This is a genomic window from Kitasatospora sp. NPDC032150 (assembly GCF_055579945.1).
In genome coordinates this window covers 41,324-60,226 of the sequence record NZ_JBVIMH010000012.1, presented here as the reverse complement: position 1 = coordinate 60,226, position 18,903 = coordinate 41,324, and the positions used below count along the sequence as shown (strand labels likewise).

The 18,903-nt window shown below is 73.4% G+C and carries 12 protein-coding genes and 1 riboswitch; of the genes, 8 read left to right on the top strand and 4 right to left on the bottom strand.

Features of this window, described 5'->3' with window-relative positions:
- Positions 1-11: 11 nt before the first annotated feature.
- A riboswitch (cobalamin riboswitch) is annotated at positions 12-163 on the top strand.
- 233 nt (positions 164-396) lie between these two features.
- A complete protein-coding gene (cobN, locus tag ACZ5ON_RS16245; RefSeq protein WP_465591958.1) occupies positions 397-4,134 on the top strand; it encodes a cobaltochelatase subunit CobN in 3,738 nt (1,245 codons plus the stop codon).
- A 182-nt stretch (positions 4,135-4,316) separates the two neighbouring features.
- Positions 4,317-5,849 (top strand): apolipoprotein N-acyltransferase, encoded by a 1,533-nt coding sequence (gene lnt, locus ACZ5ON_RS16240; RefSeq protein WP_465591955.1) that lies wholly within the window; start codon positions 4,317-4,319, stop codon positions 5,847-5,849.
- Positions 5,850-5,912: 63 nt separating this feature from the next.
- On the opposite strand, the gene ACZ5ON_RS16235 is transcribed toward lnt, so the two are convergent.
- Together ACZ5ON_RS16235 and ACZ5ON_RS16230 are read right to left on the bottom strand one after the other, a co-directional pair.
- On the bottom strand, positions 5,913-6,671 hold the full coding sequence (locus ACZ5ON_RS16235) for a VOC family protein (protein ID WP_465591952.1): 759 nt from the start codon (positions 6,669-6,671) through the stop codon (positions 5,913-5,915).
- Positions 6,672-6,685: 14 nt separating this feature from the next.
- Entirely contained in the window at positions 6,686-7,594 is a 909-nt protein-coding gene (locus ACZ5ON_RS16230; RefSeq protein ID WP_465591949.1) for an NADP-dependent oxidoreductase, read from the bottom strand.
- 235 nt (positions 7,595-7,829) lie between these two features.
- On the opposite strand from ACZ5ON_RS16230, the gene ACZ5ON_RS16225 reads away from it, so the two are divergent.
- Complete coding sequence (locus tag ACZ5ON_RS16225; RefSeq protein WP_465591946.1) at positions 7,830-8,495, top strand: GTP cyclohydrolase II; 666 nt, start codon at positions 7,830-7,832, stop codon at positions 8,493-8,495.
- Between the two features lie 377 nt (positions 8,496-8,872).
- Here the strand turns inward: ACZ5ON_RS16225 and ACZ5ON_RS16220 are convergent, their stop codons facing one another.
- Together ACZ5ON_RS16220 and ACZ5ON_RS16215 are read right to left on the bottom strand one after the other, a co-directional pair.
- Positions 8,873-11,029, bottom strand: coding sequence for a putative bifunctional diguanylate cyclase/phosphodiesterase (locus tag ACZ5ON_RS16220; RefSeq protein WP_465591943.1), 2,157 nt, complete (start codon positions 11,027-11,029; stop codon positions 8,873-8,875).
- Complete coding sequence (locus ACZ5ON_RS16215) at positions 11,026-11,832, bottom strand: SAM-dependent methyltransferase (protein ID WP_465591940.1); 807 nt, start codon at positions 11,830-11,832, stop codon at positions 11,026-11,028. Before ACZ5ON_RS16215 ends, ACZ5ON_RS16220 begins: the two co-directional genes overlap by 4 nt.
- Positions 11,833-12,487: 655 nt before the next feature.
- On the opposite strand from ACZ5ON_RS16215, the gene egtA reads away from it, so the two are divergent.
- The 5 genes from egtA to ACZ5ON_RS16190 all read left to right on the top strand — a co-directional run bounded on the left by egtA (position 12,488) and on the right by ACZ5ON_RS16190 (position 18,649).
- Positions 12,488-13,822: an ergothioneine biosynthesis glutamate--cysteine ligase EgtA gene (gene egtA, locus ACZ5ON_RS16210; RefSeq protein WP_465591937.1), complete on the top strand. Its 1,335-nt coding sequence runs from the start codon at positions 12,488-12,490 to the stop codon at positions 13,820-13,822.
- Positions 13,816-15,162, top strand: a complete 1,347-nt coding sequence (gene egtB, locus ACZ5ON_RS16205) for an ergothioneine biosynthesis protein EgtB (RefSeq protein ID WP_465591934.1) — start codon at positions 13,816-13,818, stop codon at positions 15,160-15,162. The genes egtA and egtB overlap by 7 nt, the downstream gene beginning before the upstream one ends.
- Positions 15,162-15,902: an ergothioneine biosynthesis protein EgtC gene (gene egtC / locus ACZ5ON_RS16200; protein ID WP_465591931.1), complete on the top strand. Its 741-nt coding sequence runs from the start codon at positions 15,162-15,164 to the stop codon at positions 15,900-15,902. The genes egtB and egtC overlap by 1 nt, the downstream gene beginning before the upstream one ends.
- 182 nt (positions 15,903-16,084) lie before the next feature.
- Positions 16,085-17,068 (top strand): L-histidine N(alpha)-methyltransferase, encoded by a 984-nt coding sequence (gene egtD, locus ACZ5ON_RS16195; protein ID WP_465591928.1) that lies wholly within the window; start codon positions 16,085-16,087, stop codon positions 17,066-17,068.
- Between the two features lie 156 nt (positions 17,069-17,224).
- Positions 17,225-18,649 (top strand): sugar porter family MFS transporter, encoded by a 1,425-nt coding sequence (locus tag ACZ5ON_RS16190; protein ID WP_465592343.1) that lies wholly within the window; start codon positions 17,225-17,227, stop codon positions 18,647-18,649.
- Positions 18,650-18,903 lie beyond the last annotated feature (254 nt).

The following is an 18,903-nucleotide window of genomic DNA, read 5'->3' as shown; positions in this document are numbered from 1 at the left end:
CAGCCGCACCCCGTACGATGCTCCCGGGCGGTCCTGTGGGCCGTCCACGCCAGCGACGGCGCCAAGGGGAGGAAACCGGTGCAAATCCGGTGCGGTCCCGCCACTGTGACCACGGTTCACCGCCGTGGGAGCCAGGAACTCCTGCCGTCCTCCCTTAGCCCGGGGCGCGGACCCCGAGGAAGGCCTGAGACCTGTGCGCTTCCGCATGCCCGCACGCGCTGCTGCGCCCCGCCCGCTCGACGGGCGGGCTGAGCCGGCGCTGGCACCCATCACTCCTGCGCTCCCTCCATCGCCGGCAGGCTGTCGCTCAGCGCTCTCACAGCGCCAACCAGCGGCTCGGCCGCGGGCGGCACACCTTTCGGCACGGGGCGCCGACCTGGCCGGGAGGGCCGTCGCGTGATCCTGCTGCTTTCCACCTCCGACACCGACCTGCTGAGCGCCCGCGCCAGTGCGGGCCCGGTCCGCTACCGCCTCGGGAACCCGGCCCGGCTGACCGCCGAGGACCTGCCCGCGCTGCTGGAGGGCACCGACCTGGTGGTCGTCCGGCTGCTCGGCGGCCGCCGCGCCTGGCAGGACGGCCTGGACGCGCTGCTGGCCGGCCCGCGTCCGGTGGTCGTGCTGACGGGTGAGCAGGCGCCGGACGCCCAGCTGATGGAGCTGTCCACCGTCCCCGCCGGGATCGCCGCCGAGGCGCACGCCTACCTGGCGCACGGCGGCGCGGCCAACCTGGCCGAACTCGGCGCCTTCCTCTCCGACACCGTGCTGCTGACCGGCCACGGTTTCGCCCCGCCCGCCTCGGCCCCGGCCTGGGGCCCGCTGGAGCGCACCCCGCGGACCACCGAGGGCCCCGTCGTCGCGGTGCTCTACTACCGCGCCCACCACATGAGCGGCAACACCGCTTTCGTCGAGGCCCTGTGCCAGGCGATCGAGGACCAGGGCGGCCGCCCGAAGCCGCTGTACTGCGCCTCGCTGCGCGGCGCCGAGCCCGAACTGCTCGCCGAACTCGGCCGGGCCGACGCGATCGTCACCACCGTGCTGGCCGCCGGCGGCACCCGTCCGGCCGACGCGCAGGCGGGAGGTGACGAGGAGGCCTGGGACGCGGGTGCGCTCGCCGCGCTCGACCGTCCGATCCTGCAGGCGCTCTGCCTGACCTGGTCGCGTGCCCAGTGGGAGGACAGCGACGACGGTCTCTCCCCGCTGGACACCGCCACCCAGGTCGCCGTGCCCGAGTTCGACGGCCGCCTGATCACCGTCCCGTTCTCCTTCAAGGAGCTGGACGAGGACGGCCTGACCGTCTACACCGCCGACCCCGAGCGCGCCGCCCGGGTCGCGGGCATCGCGGTCCGGCACGCCCGGCTGCGCCATGTCCCGCCCGCCGAGCGGCGGTTGGCGCTGGTGCTGTCCGCGTACCCGACCAAGCACGCCAGGGTCGGCAACGCGGTCGGCCTGGACACCCCGGCCAGCGCGGTCCGCCTGCTGCACCGGCTGCGCGAGGAGGGCATGGACCTGGGCGACGAACTGCCGGGGCTGGACACCGCCCCGCCCCGAGCTGAAGGGCCCGCCGGTGCCGAAAGCGACGAACGACAAGCGACCGAGGAACGAGAGAGCGCCGGAGAGAGGAACGTCGGCACCGGGTACGAGGGCCCGGAGGCGAGCGGGCGAGTCAGCGAGCCCTCCCACGAGGGTGACGCCCTCATCCACGCCCTGATCGCGGCCGGCGGCTACGACCAGGACTGGCTGACCGAGGACCAGCTCGCCCGCAACCCCGTCCGCATCCCGGCCGCCGACTACCGCCGCTGGTACGCCGAGCTGCCCGCCGAGCTGCGCGAGCGGGTCGAGGAGCACTGGGGTCCGGCGCCCGGTGAGCTGTACGTGGACCGCAGCCGGAACCCGGAGGGCGACATCGTGCTGGCCGCGATCCGCTCCGGCAACCTGCTGGTGCTGATCCAGCCGCCGCGCGGCTTCGGCGAGAACCCGGTCGCCATCTACCACGACCCCGACCTGCCGCCCTCGCACCACTACCTCGCCGCCTACCGCTGGATCGCGGCGTCCCAGGAGGACGGCGGCTTCGGCGCCCACGCCGTGATCCACCTCGGCAAGCACGGCAATCTGGAGTGGCTGCCGGGCAAGACGGCCGCGCTGTCGGCCGCCTGCGGCCCGGACGCGGTACTCGGCGACCTGCCGCTGGTCTACCCGTTCCTGGTCAACGACCCGGGCGAGGGCACCCAGGCCAAGCGCCGCGCCCACGCCACCCTGGTCGACCACCTGGTCCCGCCGATGGCCCGGGCCGACTCCTACGGCGACATCGCGCGCCTGGAGCAGCTGCTCGACGAGCACTCCAACATCGCCGCGATGGACCCGGCCAAGCTGCCCGCGATCCGCGCCCAGATCTGGACCCTGATCCAGGCCGCCCGGCTCGACCACGACCTGGGCCTGGACGAGCGCCCGGAGGACGACGGCTTCGACGACTTCCTGCTGCACGTCGACGGCTGGCTGTGCGAGGTCAAGGACGCCCAGATCCGGGACGGCCTGCACGTCCTCGGTCAGGCGCCGGCCGGCGAGGACCGGGTCAACCTCGTGCTCGCCATCCTTCGCGCCCGGCAGATCTGGGGCGGTGTGAGCGCGCTGCCCGGCCTGCGCGAGGCGCTCGGTCTGGACGAGGCGTCGCTCACCCTCGGCGCCACGGACGCGGCCGAGGCCCGGGCGCGTGCCCTGGTCGAGGCGATGGAGGCCGAGGACTGGGCGCCGGAGGCGGTGGAGAAGGTCGCGGCCGGCCACCCCGAGCCGGTCCGGGAGGTGCTGGACTTCGCCGCCCGCCAGGTCGTCCCGCGCCTGGCGCAGACCACCGACGAGCTGGACGCCGTCCTGCACGCGCTGAACGGCGGCTTCGTCCCGGCCGGCCCGTCCGGCTCGCCGCTGCGCGGGCTGGTCAACGTGCTGCCGACCGGCCGCAACTTCTACTCGGTCGACCCGAAGGCCGTCCCCAGCAAGCTCGCCTGGGAGACCGGCCAGGCGCTGGCCGCCTCGCTGATCGAGCGCTACCGGGCGGACAACGACGGCGCCTTCCCGCCCTCGGTCGGCCTCTCGCTGTGGGGCACCAGCGCGATGCGCACGGCGGGCGACGACATCGCCGAGGCCTTCGCCCTGCTGGGCGTCCGGCCGGTCTGGGACGACGCCTCGCGCCGGGTCACCGGCCTGGAGGCGATCGGCCTGGAGGAGCTGGGCCGCCCGCGCATCGACGTGACCCTGCGCATCTCCGGCTTCTTCCGGGACGCCTTCCCGCACGTGGTCGCGCTGCTGGACGACGCGGTCCGGCTCGCCGCCCGGCAGGAGGAGGCGGACGAGCAGAACTTCGTCCGCGCCCACGTCCAGGCCGACCTGGCCGTGCACGGCGACGAGCGCAAGGCGACCGTCCGGGTCTTCGGCTCCCGTCCGGGTACCTACGGCGCGGGCCTGCTCCAGCTGATCGACAGCCGCGACTGGCGCACCGACGCCGACCTGGCCGAGGTCTACACGGTGTGGGGCGGCTACGCCTACGGTCGCGACCTGGACGGCCGCCCGGCGCGCGAGGAGATGGAGACCGCGTACCGGCGGATCACCGTCGCCGCCAAGAACACCGACACCCGCGAGCACGACATCGCGGACTCGGACGACTACTTCCAGTACCACGGCGGCATGGTGGCCACCGTCCGCGCCCTCACCGGCAAGGCCCCGACCGCCTACATCGGCGACTCGACCCGGCCCGAGACGGTCCGCACCCGCACCCTGACCGAGGAGGCCGCCCGGGTCTTCCGCGCCCGCGTGGTCAACCCGCGCTGGCTGGAGGCGATGCGCCGGCACGGCTACAAGGGCGCCTTCGAGATGGCCGCCACCGTGGACTACCTGTTCGGCTACGACGCCACCACGGGCGTGGTCGCGGACTGGATGTACGAGCGGCTCACCCAGGAGTACGTCCTCGACCCCACCAACCGCGAGTTCCTCGGCGCGGCCAACCCCTGGGCGCTGCACGGCATCAGCGAGCGCCTGCTGGAGGCCGCCGAACGCGGTCTGTGGGCCGAGCCGGATCCGGAGCTGCTCGACGCCCTGCGCACCGCCTTCCTGGAGACCGAGGGCGACCTGGAGGGCGACGCGTAGCACCCCGGGGGGCAACTCACCCGCGGGGAGCCCGAGATCCGGCCGTGATGGCCGATCCCGGGCTCCCCGCGCCCGTGAACTGCCAAGGGCGCAAGGCCCGTCCCACCTCCCTTCCAGGGCCTACGTGACACACCGGCGTCCGTGACCTGGGCAGCCGCGCCGTTCGGGCGGACAATCAGGACATGACGCCCCGCCTCGCCCGCCTCGCGGCGCTCCTCGCCGGCGCACTGCCCGTCCTGGCCTTCCCCGCGCCGAGCCTGGCCCCGCTGGCCTGGGTCGCCCTGGTGCCCGGGCTGCTGCTGATGCGGTACTCACCGAGCGGACGGGAGGCGGCAGTTCGCGGCTGGTGGTTCGGTACCGGGTTCCTGCTGGCCGCGTTGTACTGGCTGGTCCCCTCGATCGGACCGGCGCTGCTCCCGCTGGCCGTGGTCTTCGGGGCGCTGCAGACCGCGCTCGGACTGGCGGTGTGGCGCCTGCTGCACCCGCCGCTCACCCCCGCCCGGGCGCTCGGTGCGCTGGTGGTCGTGCCGTCGGTCTGGGTGAGCACCGAGTACGTGCGCTCCTGGCAGGCGCTCGGCGGCCCGTGGGCGCTGCTCGGCGCCAGCCAGTGGCAGCACCCGGCCGTCCTGGCGCTGGCCTCGGTCGGCGGGGCGTGGCTGGTGAGCGCCGCCGTCGCGGCGGCCAACACCGGGGTGGTCATCGCGCTGACGGACCGTCAGATCTCGCTCCGGGTACTGTCCGCCGCGGTGGCCGTACTCGCGGTGCTCTCCGGCCCCGTGCTGTTCGCGCTGCGCACCCAGCCGTCGCCGGGTGAGCAGGCCACCGTGGCGCTGGTCCAGCCGGGCGTCACCCGGAGCCCCGGCTCCAGGTTCGACGCCAGCGCCGGGATCACCACCCGCCTGATCGGGCAGCCGATCGACCTGGTGGTCTGGGGCGAGAGCAGCAGCGCCGCCGACCTGGACCGCGACACCGCCGCGCTGGACCGCCTCCGCAGCCTCGCCACCGCGACCGGCGCCCAGCTGCTGGTCGGCGAGGACGCCCGCAAGGGCGACGGCCGGATCTCCAAGGACGCCGTCCTGGTCACCCCCGGTGGCATCGTCGCCCGCTACCGCAAGATCCGCCTGGTGCCGTTCGGCGAGTACATCCCGCTGCGGCCGGTCCTCGGCTGGATCGCCGGGATCAGCAAGGCGGCCGGCGAGAACCGGGTGCCGGGCACCGGCTTCCACCTGATCCAGGCGAGCACCCGCGACGGCCGCCCGCTTCCGCTCGGCACCCTGATCTGCTTCGAGTCCGCCTTCCCCGACATGTCCCGCACGGCCGCCAACGACGGCGCCAGGCTGCTGGCCTACCAGTCGGCGACCTCGACCTTCCAGAACACCTGGGCCCCCGCCCAGCACGCCTCGCTCGGCGCGCTCCGCGCCGCCGAGACCGGCCGCCCCGTGGTCCAGGCCGCCCTCACCGGCGAGTCCGTGGCCTACGACCGCCAGGGCCGCCGCCTGGCCCACCTGGACACCTCCGCCCGCGGCGCCCTCACCGTCCGCGTCCCCCTCGCCGACCCCGCCGCCCGCACCTGGTACGACCGCCTCGGCGACTGGACCCCCATCTCGGCCGTCACCATCACCCTGGCTTCCGGCGGCCTCGCCCTGTTCAGGCCGCGCCCGGCCGCGCCGACCGCGCTCGGGACCGCCGACCCCGAGCCCTCCCGAGCGCTGTGAACCGCGGCGAACGGTGTTCCGTCGGGTCACCGCCTGGGGCGGCCTGGCGGCCGCCCCAGGAGTTCAGGCGTCCACCACGTGGATCCCGAACCTGGCCCCCTGGGCGTCGTGGAGCACCGCAAGCCGGGGCCCGCCGGGCACTTCCGTGGGCGGCAGCATGACGGTGGCGCCGAGGGCGGCGGCCCGCTCTGCGACCAGGTCGACGTCCGCGACCGCGAAGTACGGCATCCAGTACGGCGGGACGTCCGGCGGGAACTGCTCGGTCATGTCGAGCATCCCGCCGAAGTCCTCGCCAGCCAGGCCCCACTGGGTGTACGTCTCGCCGACGGTCACGCTCCAGCCGAAGACCCGGCTGTAGAACTCCTTGGCCCCGGTGGTGTCCCGGGTGGCCAGTTCCACCCAGCCGAGCGAGCCGGGTTCGTTGAGCAGGCCCACCCCCTTGAACGCCTTGGCCTGCCAGACGGTGAAGACCGCGTCGCCCGGATCCGCGATCACGGCGAAGCGCCCCTCCTCGTAGATGTCCGTGGGCTCCTTCAGCACCCTGCCCCCGTTCTCTACCGCCGCGGCGGCGGTGGCGTCGGCGTCCGCCGAAGCGAAGCCGATCAGCCAGGCGGTCCGCTGCCGGGGGGAGACGATGGGGCTGATCGCGGCCACCGGGGCGTCGCCGACCAGGAGTTGGGTGTAGTCGGCGGCCTCGGGGCGGGCGTCGGTCCTGGTTTTCCAGCCGAAGAGTTCGAGGTAGAAGGCCCTCGCGGCCTCGGGGTCCGAGGTGCCGAGTTCGACCCAGCAGGGCGCGTTGACGACAGGCGTGGTGATCTTCACGATGGGGCGTCCAATCAGCCGAGGTCGAGGACGAGCTTGCCGCGGACGTGACCCGACTCCACCTCGGAGAGGGCGTGCGCGGCGTGTTCCAGGGGGTAGGTGGCGGCGATGTGCGGATCGAGCGCGTCGAAGGCGACCAGCTTGGCCAGCGCCTCCAGGGTGTCTGCGCCGCCGCTGCGCCGGACGAACGCCCCGCCGAGCTCGGTTGCCGTGGCCGGATCGACGGTGGAGACCAGCTTGGCCGGGTCGTTGAGGGTGACGGCGGCGGCCCGCAGGTCGTCGCCGCCGACCAGGTCCAGGATCCCGTCCACGCCGTCCGGCGCGACGGCCCTGATCCGGTCGGCCACGCCCGCGCCGTACCGGACCCGGGTGGCGCCGAGCGACTCCACGAAGGCCTGGTTGCCGTCGCCGGCCGTGCCGAGCACGGTGAGCCCGTGCCCCTTGGCGAGTTGGGCGGCGACCGTGCCGACCCCGCCCGCGATGCCGAGGATCAGCAGCGTCCGCCCGCTGCCGAGGTCCAGCTGCCGTAGCGCGTCGTACGCGGTCGCCGCGGCCACCGGCAGCGTCGCCGCCTGCGTGAAGCTGACATCGGGCCGCTTGTGGGCGCAGGTCGCGGCGTCCAGCAGGGTGTGCTCGGCGTAGCCCCCGGCGGCGGTGGGGCCGAAGACCTCGTCCCCGACCGAGAAGCCCTCGACCCCCTGGCCCACGGCCTCGACCACCCCGGAGACCTCGGAGCCGAGCACGGCGGGCAGCGGCCGTCCGGTGCCCAGGTAGCCCTGCCGGATCTTCCAGTCCACCGGGTTCACCCCGGCGGCCCGGACGGCGATCAGCAGGTGGCCCGTTCCTGGCGACGGGATGGGGCGATCGAGGAACTCCTGGTTCTCCGGACCCCCGTAGGCCACGAATCCGAATGCCTTGGACATGCTCTTCCTAACGCTCGGCGGCACCCCCTCACCAGCTTGCGTGCGGGGCCGCACGGGCGGACGGGAATGCTGAGCCGAACGGGGCGCCCGGTCCGCGGCCGATTCCGGCGGGGGACATGGTTGTTCAAATTCGAACTACAGTGTACGGTCGAGCCCGACCAGCCGTTTCGAATTCGAAGCACCCGCACTCCCGGGCCCACGACCAGCCGCCCGGCGACCACCCCGGAGGCCCGGCATGCCCCAGCCCGAGCACGCGCAGCAGCACCGCCCGGAGCCGGGCCCGGCCACCGTCCGCTCCCGGGTGGGCATACCGCTCACCTTCGGCGACGGTTACCGCGTCGAGGCCGAGGCGCACACCTTCCACGGCCTGGCCGACGGCGCCGAGCACCTCGCCCTGCGGCTCGGCGAGCCCGGTCGAACTCCGCTGGTCCGACTGCACTCGGAGTGCCTGACCGGCGACGTGTTCGGCTCGGACCGCTGCGACTGCGGACCCCAGCTGCGCGAGGCCGTCGAGCGGATCGCCGAGAGCGGCGGCTACCTGCTCTACCTCCGCCAGGAGGGCCGGGGCATCGGCCTCTACAACAAGCTCGACGCCTACGCCCTGCAGGACTCGGGCCTCGACACCTACCAGGCCAACACCGCCCTGGGCCTGCCCGAGGACGGCCGCGACTACACCGCCGCCGCCCAGATGCTCACCACCCTCGGCGCCACCGGCATCCGCCTGCTCAGCAACAACCCCGACAAGGCCGCCCAGCTCACCGCGCTCGGCATCGCCGTCACCGAACGCGTCCCCACCGGCGTCCACCTCTCCGGGAGCAACGTGCGCTACCTGAGCACCAAGGCGGCCGGCACCGAGCTGACCCTCGGCCACGGCATCCCGCTGCTCCCGCTCGGCGCCTGAACTTCCCCTGCCGCCAAGGGAGTCGCCCCACCGCCCCGGCCTTCCAGGGCATCGACCCGCTGACGCCGGTGCGCTGCCGACCCGATGAGGAAGCGCACCGGGCGTCGCGGTGGCATGGGAGAACCTCACGACGGGCACCCTCGACTCCGCGGGTGCGCCCTGACCGCGGCCGGCGCTGTGGGAGGGCGCACTGCCCCGGTGGCAGGTCTGCGGTGGAGGACTGACGGACACTGGCGCTCCGCTCGGTGCGACGTGCCCGGAGCGGCACCAGAGCTCCATCATCGGCAGGCGGCTCACAGCCCGTCAAGGGTGTTTGTCCCGGTTTTACCGATACGTACAGCTAGGCGGAGGTGTACGTACCGTACCGCCGGGCAGCCCTACCGGCCGCTCTCCGCGATGCGGCGGGCGATGTCGGCCGGGCGGGCCGGGCGACCGAAGTACCAGCCCTGGGCCCAGTCGCAGCCCATCTGCCGCAGCCGCTCGGCGTCGTCGCCGCTCTCGACGCCCTCGGCGGTGACGGTCAGGTCCAGGGTGTGGGCGAGCGAGACCAGTCCGCTGATGATCCGCCAGCCCAGTGCGGCGTCCTTGCCGGGGTCGTGCAGGTCACCGACGAAGGAGCCGGCGATCTTCAGCCCGGAGACCGGGAGGTCGCGCAGATAGGCCAGGTTGGACCAGCCGGTGCCGAAGTCGTCCACGGCCAGCGAGACTCCCATGTCCACCAGCGCGTGCAGGTACTTCAGGGCCTCGTCCTCGGGGCCGACCACGGTGGACTCGGTGATCTCCAACTGGAGCTTCTCCGGGCTGAGTCCGGTGGAGTGCAGGATCCGCTCCAGGTCGCCGACCAGACTGGCGCTGCGGGCCTGACGGACCGCCAGGTTGACGTTCAGCTGCGGCGCCGCGTCACCGAACCGCCGTACCCAGTCGGCGGCTTGGGAGCACGCCTGCTCCAGCACCCAGCGGCCGAGCGGCATGATCAGGCCGGTCTCCTCGGCGATCCCGATGAACTCCTCGGGGCCGAGCACGCCCAACTCCGGGTGCCGCCAGCGCACCAGCGCCTCGACCGAGACCAGCGAACCGTCGCGCAGCGAGCACAGCGGCTGGTAGTCGATGTAGAACTCGCCCCGGTCCAGGGCCGCGGGCATCCGGACCGAGACCGTGTAGCGACTGACCGCCCGGGCGTTCTCCTCCGGGTCGAAGAGAATCCAGCGGCCGCGGCCGGCCTCCTTGGCCCGGTAGAGCGTCAGGTCGGCGGCCCGGACCGCCGCTCCCGGCGTGGTGGTGGCGACCCGGCGCTCCAGCACGCCGACGCTGGCCCCGACGGCCAGCCGGTGGTCGCCGATCAGCACCGGCTTGGTGAGCGCCGCCAGTACCGTCTTGGCCGCCGCGACCGCCTCCTGCTCACCCCGGCAGTTCTCCAGCAGGACGACGAACTCGTCGCCGCCGAGCCGGGCCACCAGGTGGCCGAGCGGGGTGAGCGCGGCCTCCAGGCGGCCGGCCACCGCTGTCAGCAGCTGGTCGCCGGTGTCGTGGCCGAGGCTGTCGTTGACCACCTTGAACCCGTCCAGGTCCACGTAGCACAGGCCGAAGCGGGCGCCAGGCTCGGGCTCCTCGAAGAGCTTCTCCAGGCGTTCGAAGAAGGCCACCCGGTTCGGCAGCCCGGTCAGCGGGTCGTGGGTGGCCTGGTGGCGCAGCCGTTCCTGGAGGCGGTAGCGGTCGGTGATGTCCTCCAGCATCGCCACCTGGTAGACCGGCTTGCCGTCGTCGTCACGGATCAGCGAGACGGTGAGATGGGTCCAGATCACCTCGCCGTCCTGCCGGTAGTACGGCTTGTCGAACTGGAAGTGGTCCCGCTTGCCGGAGATCAGCTCCTCGTACGCATCCCAGACCTCCGGGGTGTCCTCGGGGTGCACCAGGTCGCCGACCCGGCGGCCCTGGAGGTCCTCGGGGCGGGCCCCGAACAGGTCCTGCAGGGCGCGGTTGACCGCCAATATGGTGCCGTCCACGTCGCCGAGGCCGATCCCGATGGCCGCGCTCTCGAACAGGGCCCGGAACCGGGCCTCGGAGGCCCGCAGCGCCTTCTCGATCTCCTGGCGCGCGGTGTCGGCCGCCAGCCGGATGGACTCCTGCTCGCGCAGCGTCCGCTCGCGCAGCGCCGCCGCCCAGCCCGCCGCGAAGGCGCCGCAGAGCTCCGGGGCCCGGCCGTCCAGCGGCTGGGTCTGCAGCAGCTCGACCGCGCGGGAGAGCACCGCCGGGTCGGTGAACCGCGCGTCCACAAGCAGGGCGCCGGCCTGGGCGGCGAGGTCGGACCGGAAGGGGTGCTCCAGCTGCGCGCGGTGCAGCAGCCCGGCGGTCCGGGAGATCAGCCGGCGCAGGATGTCCGGGTCGACGGCCACCCCGTGGCCGTCCTGGAGCAGCCCGGCCCACTCCTGGTGGAACCGGGTCGCGGCGTCGTGCTGGGAGGTGGTGGTGTGCTGCCCGCCGGTGCGGTCCTGTCTTTCGGGCCAGGCGGCCTCCTCCGGCGGGGCCCAGCTCACCGGAGGAACCCGACTCCGGCCAGACCGGACATCCACTCCGGGTGCGGGCCGACCCCGTCGGGGTTCTCCGGATGCCACTCCGGCAGGAAGACGACACCGGGCTCGACCAGCTCGAACCCGTCGAACAGTGCCGTGATCCGGTCCCGGCCGCGCATGGTGAGCGGGGTCGGGGTGCTCTTGTAGAGGTCCTGGTGCGGTCCCGCCTGGTCCGGGCGGCCCTCCGTGGAGGCGTGGCTGAGGACCAGCGCGCTGCCCGGCGGCAGGGCGTCGCGCAGCGCGGACACCAGCCTGGCGGGGTCGTCCTCGTCGGTGACGAAGTGCAGCACCGCGACCAGCAGCACCGCTACCGGCCGGCCCTCGTCCAGCAGCTCGGCGACCTCGGGGCGGGAGAGCAGGTCCTCGACCGAGCGCAGGTCGGCCTCGACCACCTGGCTCAGCGGGTCGTCCTTCAGCAGCAGGCGGCTGTGCGCGACCGCGACCGGGTCGCGGTCCACGTAGACCACCCGGGACTCGGGGCGGATGCCCCTGGCCACCTCGTGGACGGCGCCGAAGGTCGGGATTCCCGAGCCGATGTCCAGGAAGCGGGTGATGCCCTGCTCGGCGACGTGCCGGACCGCCCGGCGCAGGAAGGCCCGGTTTGAGCGCATGATGGCGGGCAGGTCGGGCCAGAGTTCGATGGCCTTGCGGGCCATCTCGCGGTCGGCCTCGAAGTTGTGGGAACCGCCGAGGTAGTAGTCGTAGACCCGGGCGGCGTTCGGCTTGTCGAGATCAGTTCCGGCAGGGACCCAGTGCGGTCGTCCCATGGCGGCAACCCTTCCGGAGCTGTGGACAGTAAAACGTCAAGATCTTCCTATCATCATTCATTACCTGCAAGCCGGGTGGCCTCGGGACGCGGTCACGGCGACGGACGGAAGGTGCCGGTCAGGGGTCCGGGACGGCCTGAGCAGCCGCTAGCGCGAGCGGCGCCGGGCGCGGACCCCGGCGACACGGCGTCCGGGCGGGCGGGCGGGCGGGCGGGCGAGCGGGCGGGCGGGCGGGCGGGCGGGCGAGCGGGCGGGCGAGCGGGCGGGCGAGCGGGCGAGCGGGCGAGCGGGCGGGGTACGGAACCCGTCAGCGATGGCGGCACGGGCCGCCCGGACGGGTTGTGATCCCCCTCTCGGTTCCGCCCTGCCGCCGCCCTCGCCGGAGCGAGAACTCACCCGTCTGCCCCCTTCCGTCGCCACCGCGCCGACCTGCGCCCTTCCCCGGGACGGGACGGCTGCGGCGCCCCAGCGGCGGCCCCTCGTCGCGCGGCGGCGGGTCTTCGGCCGGTCGGCGGGGAGGTTTGATTCGCTGCAGACTGAGCAGTAGAACCCGGGCCGCGACCGCGGCCCGAGGATGGTGAGTCCGGTGACAGCCGTACGACCGAACCATGCGCACCGGACAACACCGCCCCCGCCACCGACCGAGGTGAGCCCGGTGACCGAGACGCTGACCGACATATCCCCGAGCGCGGAAGTGCAGCCACTGACCGAGGCGAACGCCGAGGGGCATCTGGCTGCCATCTGCTTCAAGATCGGCCCTCCCCGACTGGTCGGTGTGGAGGCGGAGTGGTTCGTCCACGATGTCCGGTCCCCCGGCGCCCAGGTGAAGCCGGATCGGGTGACCCAGGCCCTCGCGGCGCTGCCCGCCGACCCCGCCGGCAGTCCTCCCGGCCCGCTGTTCCCGGCGGGTTCCCTTCTCACCCGCGAACCGGGCGGGCAGGTCGAGCTCAGCTCCCCGCCCGCCGACAGCCCCGGCGACTGCGCCGAGGGCCTGCTGCTCGACCAGGGCGCCCTGCGGGCCGCACTCGCCGCCCAGGGCCTGCGCCTCACCGGCTCCGGCACCGACCCGCTGGCCCGCGAACGCCGGATGCAGCTCTCCCACCCCCGCTACCGGGCGATGGAACGGCACTTCGACCGCTCCGGGCCCTGGGGCCGGACGATGATGTGCGGCACCGCGTCCCTGCAGGTCTGCGTGGACGCCGGCACCGCGAGCGGCACGCAGTCGTACCCGGCACGCTGGCGGCTGCTCCATCTGCTCGGCCCGGTGCTGGTCGCCGCCTTCGCCAACTCTCCGTTACTGGACGGTCGGCCGACCGGTCACCGCTCCACCCGGCAGATGGTCTGGTCCAGGGTGGACCCGACCCGCACCCTGGCGCCGCGGCTCGCCGACGGCGACCCGGGCGAGAACTGGGCCCGCTACGTCCTGGACGCCGAGCTGATGTGCATCCAGCGCGACGACGGCCGCTCCTGGGCCGCACCGGCCGGGCGCACCTTCCGCGACTGGCTGCGCGAGGGCGGCGAACGGCCGCCGACCCTGGCCGACCTCCACTACCACTGCACCACGCTGTTCCCGCCGGTCCGCCCGCGCGGCCACCTGGAACTGCGCATGATCGACGCTCAGCCGGACAACGGCTGGCTGGTCCCGCTGGCGCTGGTCAGCGGACTGCTCGACGACCCGGTGGCCGCCGACACCGCACTCGCCGCGCTGGAACCCCTCGGCACCCTCGACCGGCTGCCTCCGCGCTCCGAACTCTGGCGCCGGGCAGCCACTTTGGCGATGGCCGACCCGGCGCTGCGCCGGGCCGCGCTGGCCTGCTTCGGTGCCGCCGAGCAGGCCCTCGCCCGCCGCACCGGCAGCGGACGGCTGAGCCGGGCCCTGACCGAGTTCGCCGAGCGCTACCCCGCGCGGGGCCGATGTCCCGCCGACGACCAGCTGGACGCCCTGCGGACCGGCGTCCACCCCGTCCTCCAGGAGAGCGCACCATGCTGAACGCCGACCGTCTCCCCCAGGCCGCGCCGGAGCCCACCGGCGCCGAGCCGCTGCGCGAGCGGATCGCCGCCGAGCTGCTGGCCGCCCGGAAGCGGACCGCCGCGCTCACCGACTGCGTGGACGACCGCGACCTGACCGCCCAGCACTCCCCGCTGATGTCGCCGCTGGTCTGGGACCTCGCCCACATCGGCAACCAGGAGGAGCTCTGGCTGCTGCGCAATGTCGCCGGCCGAGAGGCGATGCACCCGGAGATCGACCCGCTCTACGACGCCTTCGAGCACCCGCGCGCGGAACGCCCCGCGCTGCCACTGCTCCCTCCGGCCGAGGCCCGCGCCTACTCGTACGAGGTGCGCGGCCGGGTGCTGGACCTGCTCGCGGCCAGCCCCCTCGAAGGGGCACCGCTGCTGGACGGTGGCTTCGCCTTCGGGATGATCGCCCAGCACGAGCAGCAGCACGACGAAACCATGCTGATCACCCATCAGCTCCGGCAGGGCCCGGTCGCGCTCACCGCGCCCCCGCCACCGGCCCTCGATCCCGATCCGCTGCCGACCGAAGTCCTGGTCCCGGCCGGCCCGTTCACCATGGGCACCGACACCGAGCCCTGGTCGCTGGACAACGAGCGCCCCGCCCACCGGGTCGACCTGCCCGCCTTCCGACTGGACACCACCCCGGTGAGCAACGCCGCCTACCAGGAGTTCATCGCGGACGGCGGCTACCGTGAGCCGCGCTGGTGGACGGCGGAGGGCTGGGCGCACCGGCAGCGCACCGGTCTCGAGGCCCCGCTGTTCTGGCACCGCGACGGCGGCCAGTGGCTGCGCCGCCGCTTCGGGGTGACCGAGCCGGTGCCGGGCGACGAGCCGGTACTGCACGTGTGCTGGTACGAGGCCGACGCCTTCGCCCGCTGGGCCGGACGGCGGCTGCCGACCGAGGCCGAGTGGGAGAAGGCCGCCCGGCACGACCCCGCCACCGGCCGTTCCCGCCGCTACCCGTGGGGCGACGCCGAACCGACCCCGGAGCTGGCCAACCTGGGTCAGCGCCACCTGCAGCCGGCCCCCGTCGGCAGCTACCCGGCCGGCCGGTCGCCCTACGGGGCAAGGCAGTTGATCGGCGACGTGTGGGAGTGGACGGCGAGCGACTTCCGGCCGTACCCGGGCTTCGGGGCCTGGCCCTACCGGGAGTACTCCGAGGTGTTCTTCGGCCCCGAGTACAAGGTGCTGCGCGGCGGCTCGTTCGCCGTCGCGCCAGTGGCCTGCCGGGGCACCTTCCGCAACTGGGACTACCCGATCCGGCGGCAGATCTTCTCCGGCTTCCGTACCGCCACCTCGGTCGAGGAAGCCTGATGTGCCGTCATCTTGCCTACATCGGGCCAGAGTTGGCCATACGGCAGCTGCTCGTCGACCCGCCCGCGAGCCTGTACCGGCAGTCCTGGGCCCCGCGGCTGCAGCAGTACGGCAGCATGAACGCGGACGGCTTCGGCGTCGGCTGGTACGCCGCGCACGACCCGGTTCCGGCCCGCTACCGGCGGGCCGGACCCATCTGGGCCGACCCCTCCTTCACCGACCTCGCCCGGGTGGTACGGACCGGCACCCTGCTCGCCGCCGTACGCTCGGCCACCGACGGCTGCGCGCCGGGCGAGGCGGCGGCGGCACCGTTCGGCGCCGAGCGGTGGCTGTTCAGCCACAACGGCGCGGTGCCCGGCTGGCCGCGGCAACTGGGCAAGCTGGCCGCCACCCTGCCGCCCGAGGAACTGCTCGACCTGGAGGCCGGCAGCGACTCCGCCCTGCTGTGGGCACTCACCCTGCACCGGCTGCGCGCGGGTGCCCCGCTGGACGTCGCGCTCGCCCGGACCGTCCTCGAGGCCGCGGACCACAGCGCCGAGGCCCGGCTCAACCTGCTGCTCACCGACGGGACTTCGATCGCCGCCACCGGCTGGGGCGACACGCTCTGCTACCGACTCGGCCCCGGCTCGGTGGTACTCGCCTCGGAGCCGTACGACGACCTGCCCGGTTGGGTGCACCCGCCCGACCGCTCGCTGCTGCTCGCCGGCCCCGACGGCGTGACCGTCCGACCGCTCGGCTGACCATCCCCCCGCACCGCACCGACCGAGCCGCACCGCGCGGCCTCCTGCGGAACGCGGGGGCTTCACCGCGCCGGACTCCACCGAACCGCACTTCAGCGAGCCGAACTTCAGCGAGCCGAACTTCAGCGACCCGGACTTCACCGCACCGAGAACTCACCGCACTGTGAGAGGAACTCCGCACCATGGGCACCTTCGACCTCACCCGACTGCTCCCGGCCGACCACTTCAGCCGAGCGCTACGGCACGACGTCCGACACGGTCTGACCGCGAGTCCCAAGTGGCTGCCGCCGAAGTGGTTCTACGACGCCCGGGGCAGCGAGCTGTTCGAGGAGATCACCCGGCTGCCCGAGTACTACCCGACCAGGGCCGAGCGGGAGATCCTGATCGCCCGCTCCCGCGAGATCGCCGCCGTGACCAAGGCCCGCACCCTGGTGGAGCTGGGCTCCGGCTCCTCCGAGAAGACCCGGCTGCTGCTGGACGCGCTGCGCGAGGTCGGCAGCCTGCGGTCCTACGTACCCGTGGACGTCAGCGAGAGCGCGCTGACCTCGGCCGGGCGGGCGCTGACCGGGGAGTACCCGGAGATCGCGGTGCACGCCATCGTCTCCGACTTCACCCAAGGCCTCGGCCTGCCCCCGGACGGCGGCCCCCGACTGGTCGCCTTCCTCGGCGGGACCGTGGGCAACATGCCCCCGGCCGACCGAGCCGAGTTCCTGGCCACGCTGCGCCGGGAGCTGGAGCCGGGCGACGCACTGCTGCTCGGCACCGACCTGGTCAAGGAGCCGGCCGCACTGGTCGCCGCGTACGACGACGCGGCCGGGGTGACGGCCGCCTTCAACCGGAACGTGCTCGCCGTGGTGAACCGTGAGCTGTCGGCGGACTTCGACCCGGCGGCCTTCGAGCATGTCGCGCTCTGGGACCCGGCGGCCGAGTGGATCGAGATGCGGCTGCGTTCCCGCAGGCCGCAGACGGTGAAGGTGGAGGCACTCAGCCTGCCGGTGCACTTCGCCGAGGGCGAGGAACTGCGGACGGAGATCTCGGCGAAGTTCCGGCACGCCCGGGTGGCCGACGAGCTGACCGCCGCCGGGTTCAGGCTGACCGAATGGTGGACCGACGACCAGGGGCGGTTCGGACTGTCCCTGGCGGAGCCGGTCGGCAGGAGCGCCTGAGGCGGCGGGCCCGCCGGGGGCGTATTCCCCCCGGCGGGATGCGCTCGCGCAATGTTCAATTCTTGAAGAATACGGGTGATCATCGACGCCCTGATGTACAAGGTTTAAACGATGTGGTTACTATCTCAGCGCCTCAGCGTTGAGTACAGGAGTCAGATCGTGAGCGTCACCCAGCAGCCCGTAAGGTCAGAGGCCACGGCCCCGGACCGACTCGGCTTCGTCGTCTTCATCACCGCGGCCGCCGCCCTCGGCGGCTTCCTGTTCGGCTACGACAGCTCCGTGATCAACGGTGCGGTGTCCGGCATCCAGGACCGGTTCGGGATCGGCGACGGCGTCACCGGCCTGATCGTCTCCTCCGCCCTGCTGGGCTCGGCAGTCGGCGCCGCCCTGGCGGGCCGCTTCGCCGACCGCTACGGCCGCATTCGAGTCATGAAGGTGGCGGCCATCCTGTTCGCCATCAGCGCGGTCGGCTCGATGCTGCCGTTCGCCGCCTGGGACCTGGCGTTCTGGCGGGTGCTCGGCGGCGCCGCGATCGGCATCGCCTCGGTGATCGCCCCGACCTACATCGCCGAGGTCGCGCCCACCAAGTACCGGGGCCGGCTGGCCTCCTTCCAGCAGGCCGCGATCGTGCTCGGCATCGCCGTCTCGCAGCTGGTGAACTGGGTGCTGGCCGACTCGGCCGGCGGTGACACCCGCGGCCACCTGCTCGGTCTGGAGGCCTGGCAGTGGATGCTCGGGATCTGCGTGATCCCGGCCGCGGTCTACTTCGTGCTCTCCTCGATGATCCCCGAGTCGCCCCGCTACCTGATCTCGGTCGAGCGGCTGGACGACGCCCGCAAGGTGCTGCGCGAGGTCGAGGGCGAGGGTGTCGACACCGAGGAGCGGATCGCCGAGGTCCAGGGGCTGATCGCCTCCGACCACCAGCCGCGCTTCAAGGACCTGCTCGGCGGCCGCTTCGGCCTGCTGCCGATCGTCTGGGTCGGTATCGGCCTCTCGGTCTTCCAGCAGCTCGTCGGCATCAACGTGATCTTCTACTACTCGTCGATCCTCTGGCAGTCGGTCGGCATCGACCAGAGCAGCTCGCTGATGATCAGCTTCTCCAGCTCGATCATCAACATCGTCGGCACCGTGATCGCGATCCTGCTGGTCGACCGGATCGGCCGCAAGCCGCTGGCGATCATCGGCTCGGCCGGTATGGCCGCCTCGCTGGCCGCGGCCGCCTGGGCGTTCAGCTCGGCCACCGGCAGCGGCAGCGACGTCAAGATCCCGGACCTGCAGGGCACGGTGGCCCTGGTCGCCGCCAACGCCTTCGTCCTCTTCTTCGCCCTGTCCTGGGGCGTGGTGGTCTGGGTGATGCTCGGCGAGATGTTCCCGAACCGGATCCGCGCGGCCGCCCTGTCGGTCGCGGCCTCGGCCCAGTGGGTCGCCAACTGGCTGATCACCGTGTCGTTCCCGTCGATGTCCCGCTGGAACCTCTCGGCGACGTACGCGATCTACGCGGCGTTCGCGGCGCTGTCGATCCTCTTCGTGGCCCGGTTCATGAAGGAGACCAAGGGCGTCCGCCTGGAGGACATGGGCTGACCCGCGCCCTCCCGCTTCCCGGGGCCCCGCACCTTCCTGCCGTCGAGCAGCGGTGCGGGGCCCTCATGCGCAGGTCAGCAACCGTAGTGCGCCCCAGGCAAGACCGACCGGCAACAGGGAGCGCTGGAGCAGGCCGTCCCGGTTCCAGTCCCGGTTCTTCGGATAGTCGGCCACCACTGCGGCGATAGGCGCGCTGCTCGGCCAGGCCCCGGCGCAGGACTCCGGTGCGGCAGGGCCGTCGCGGATAGTCTGGG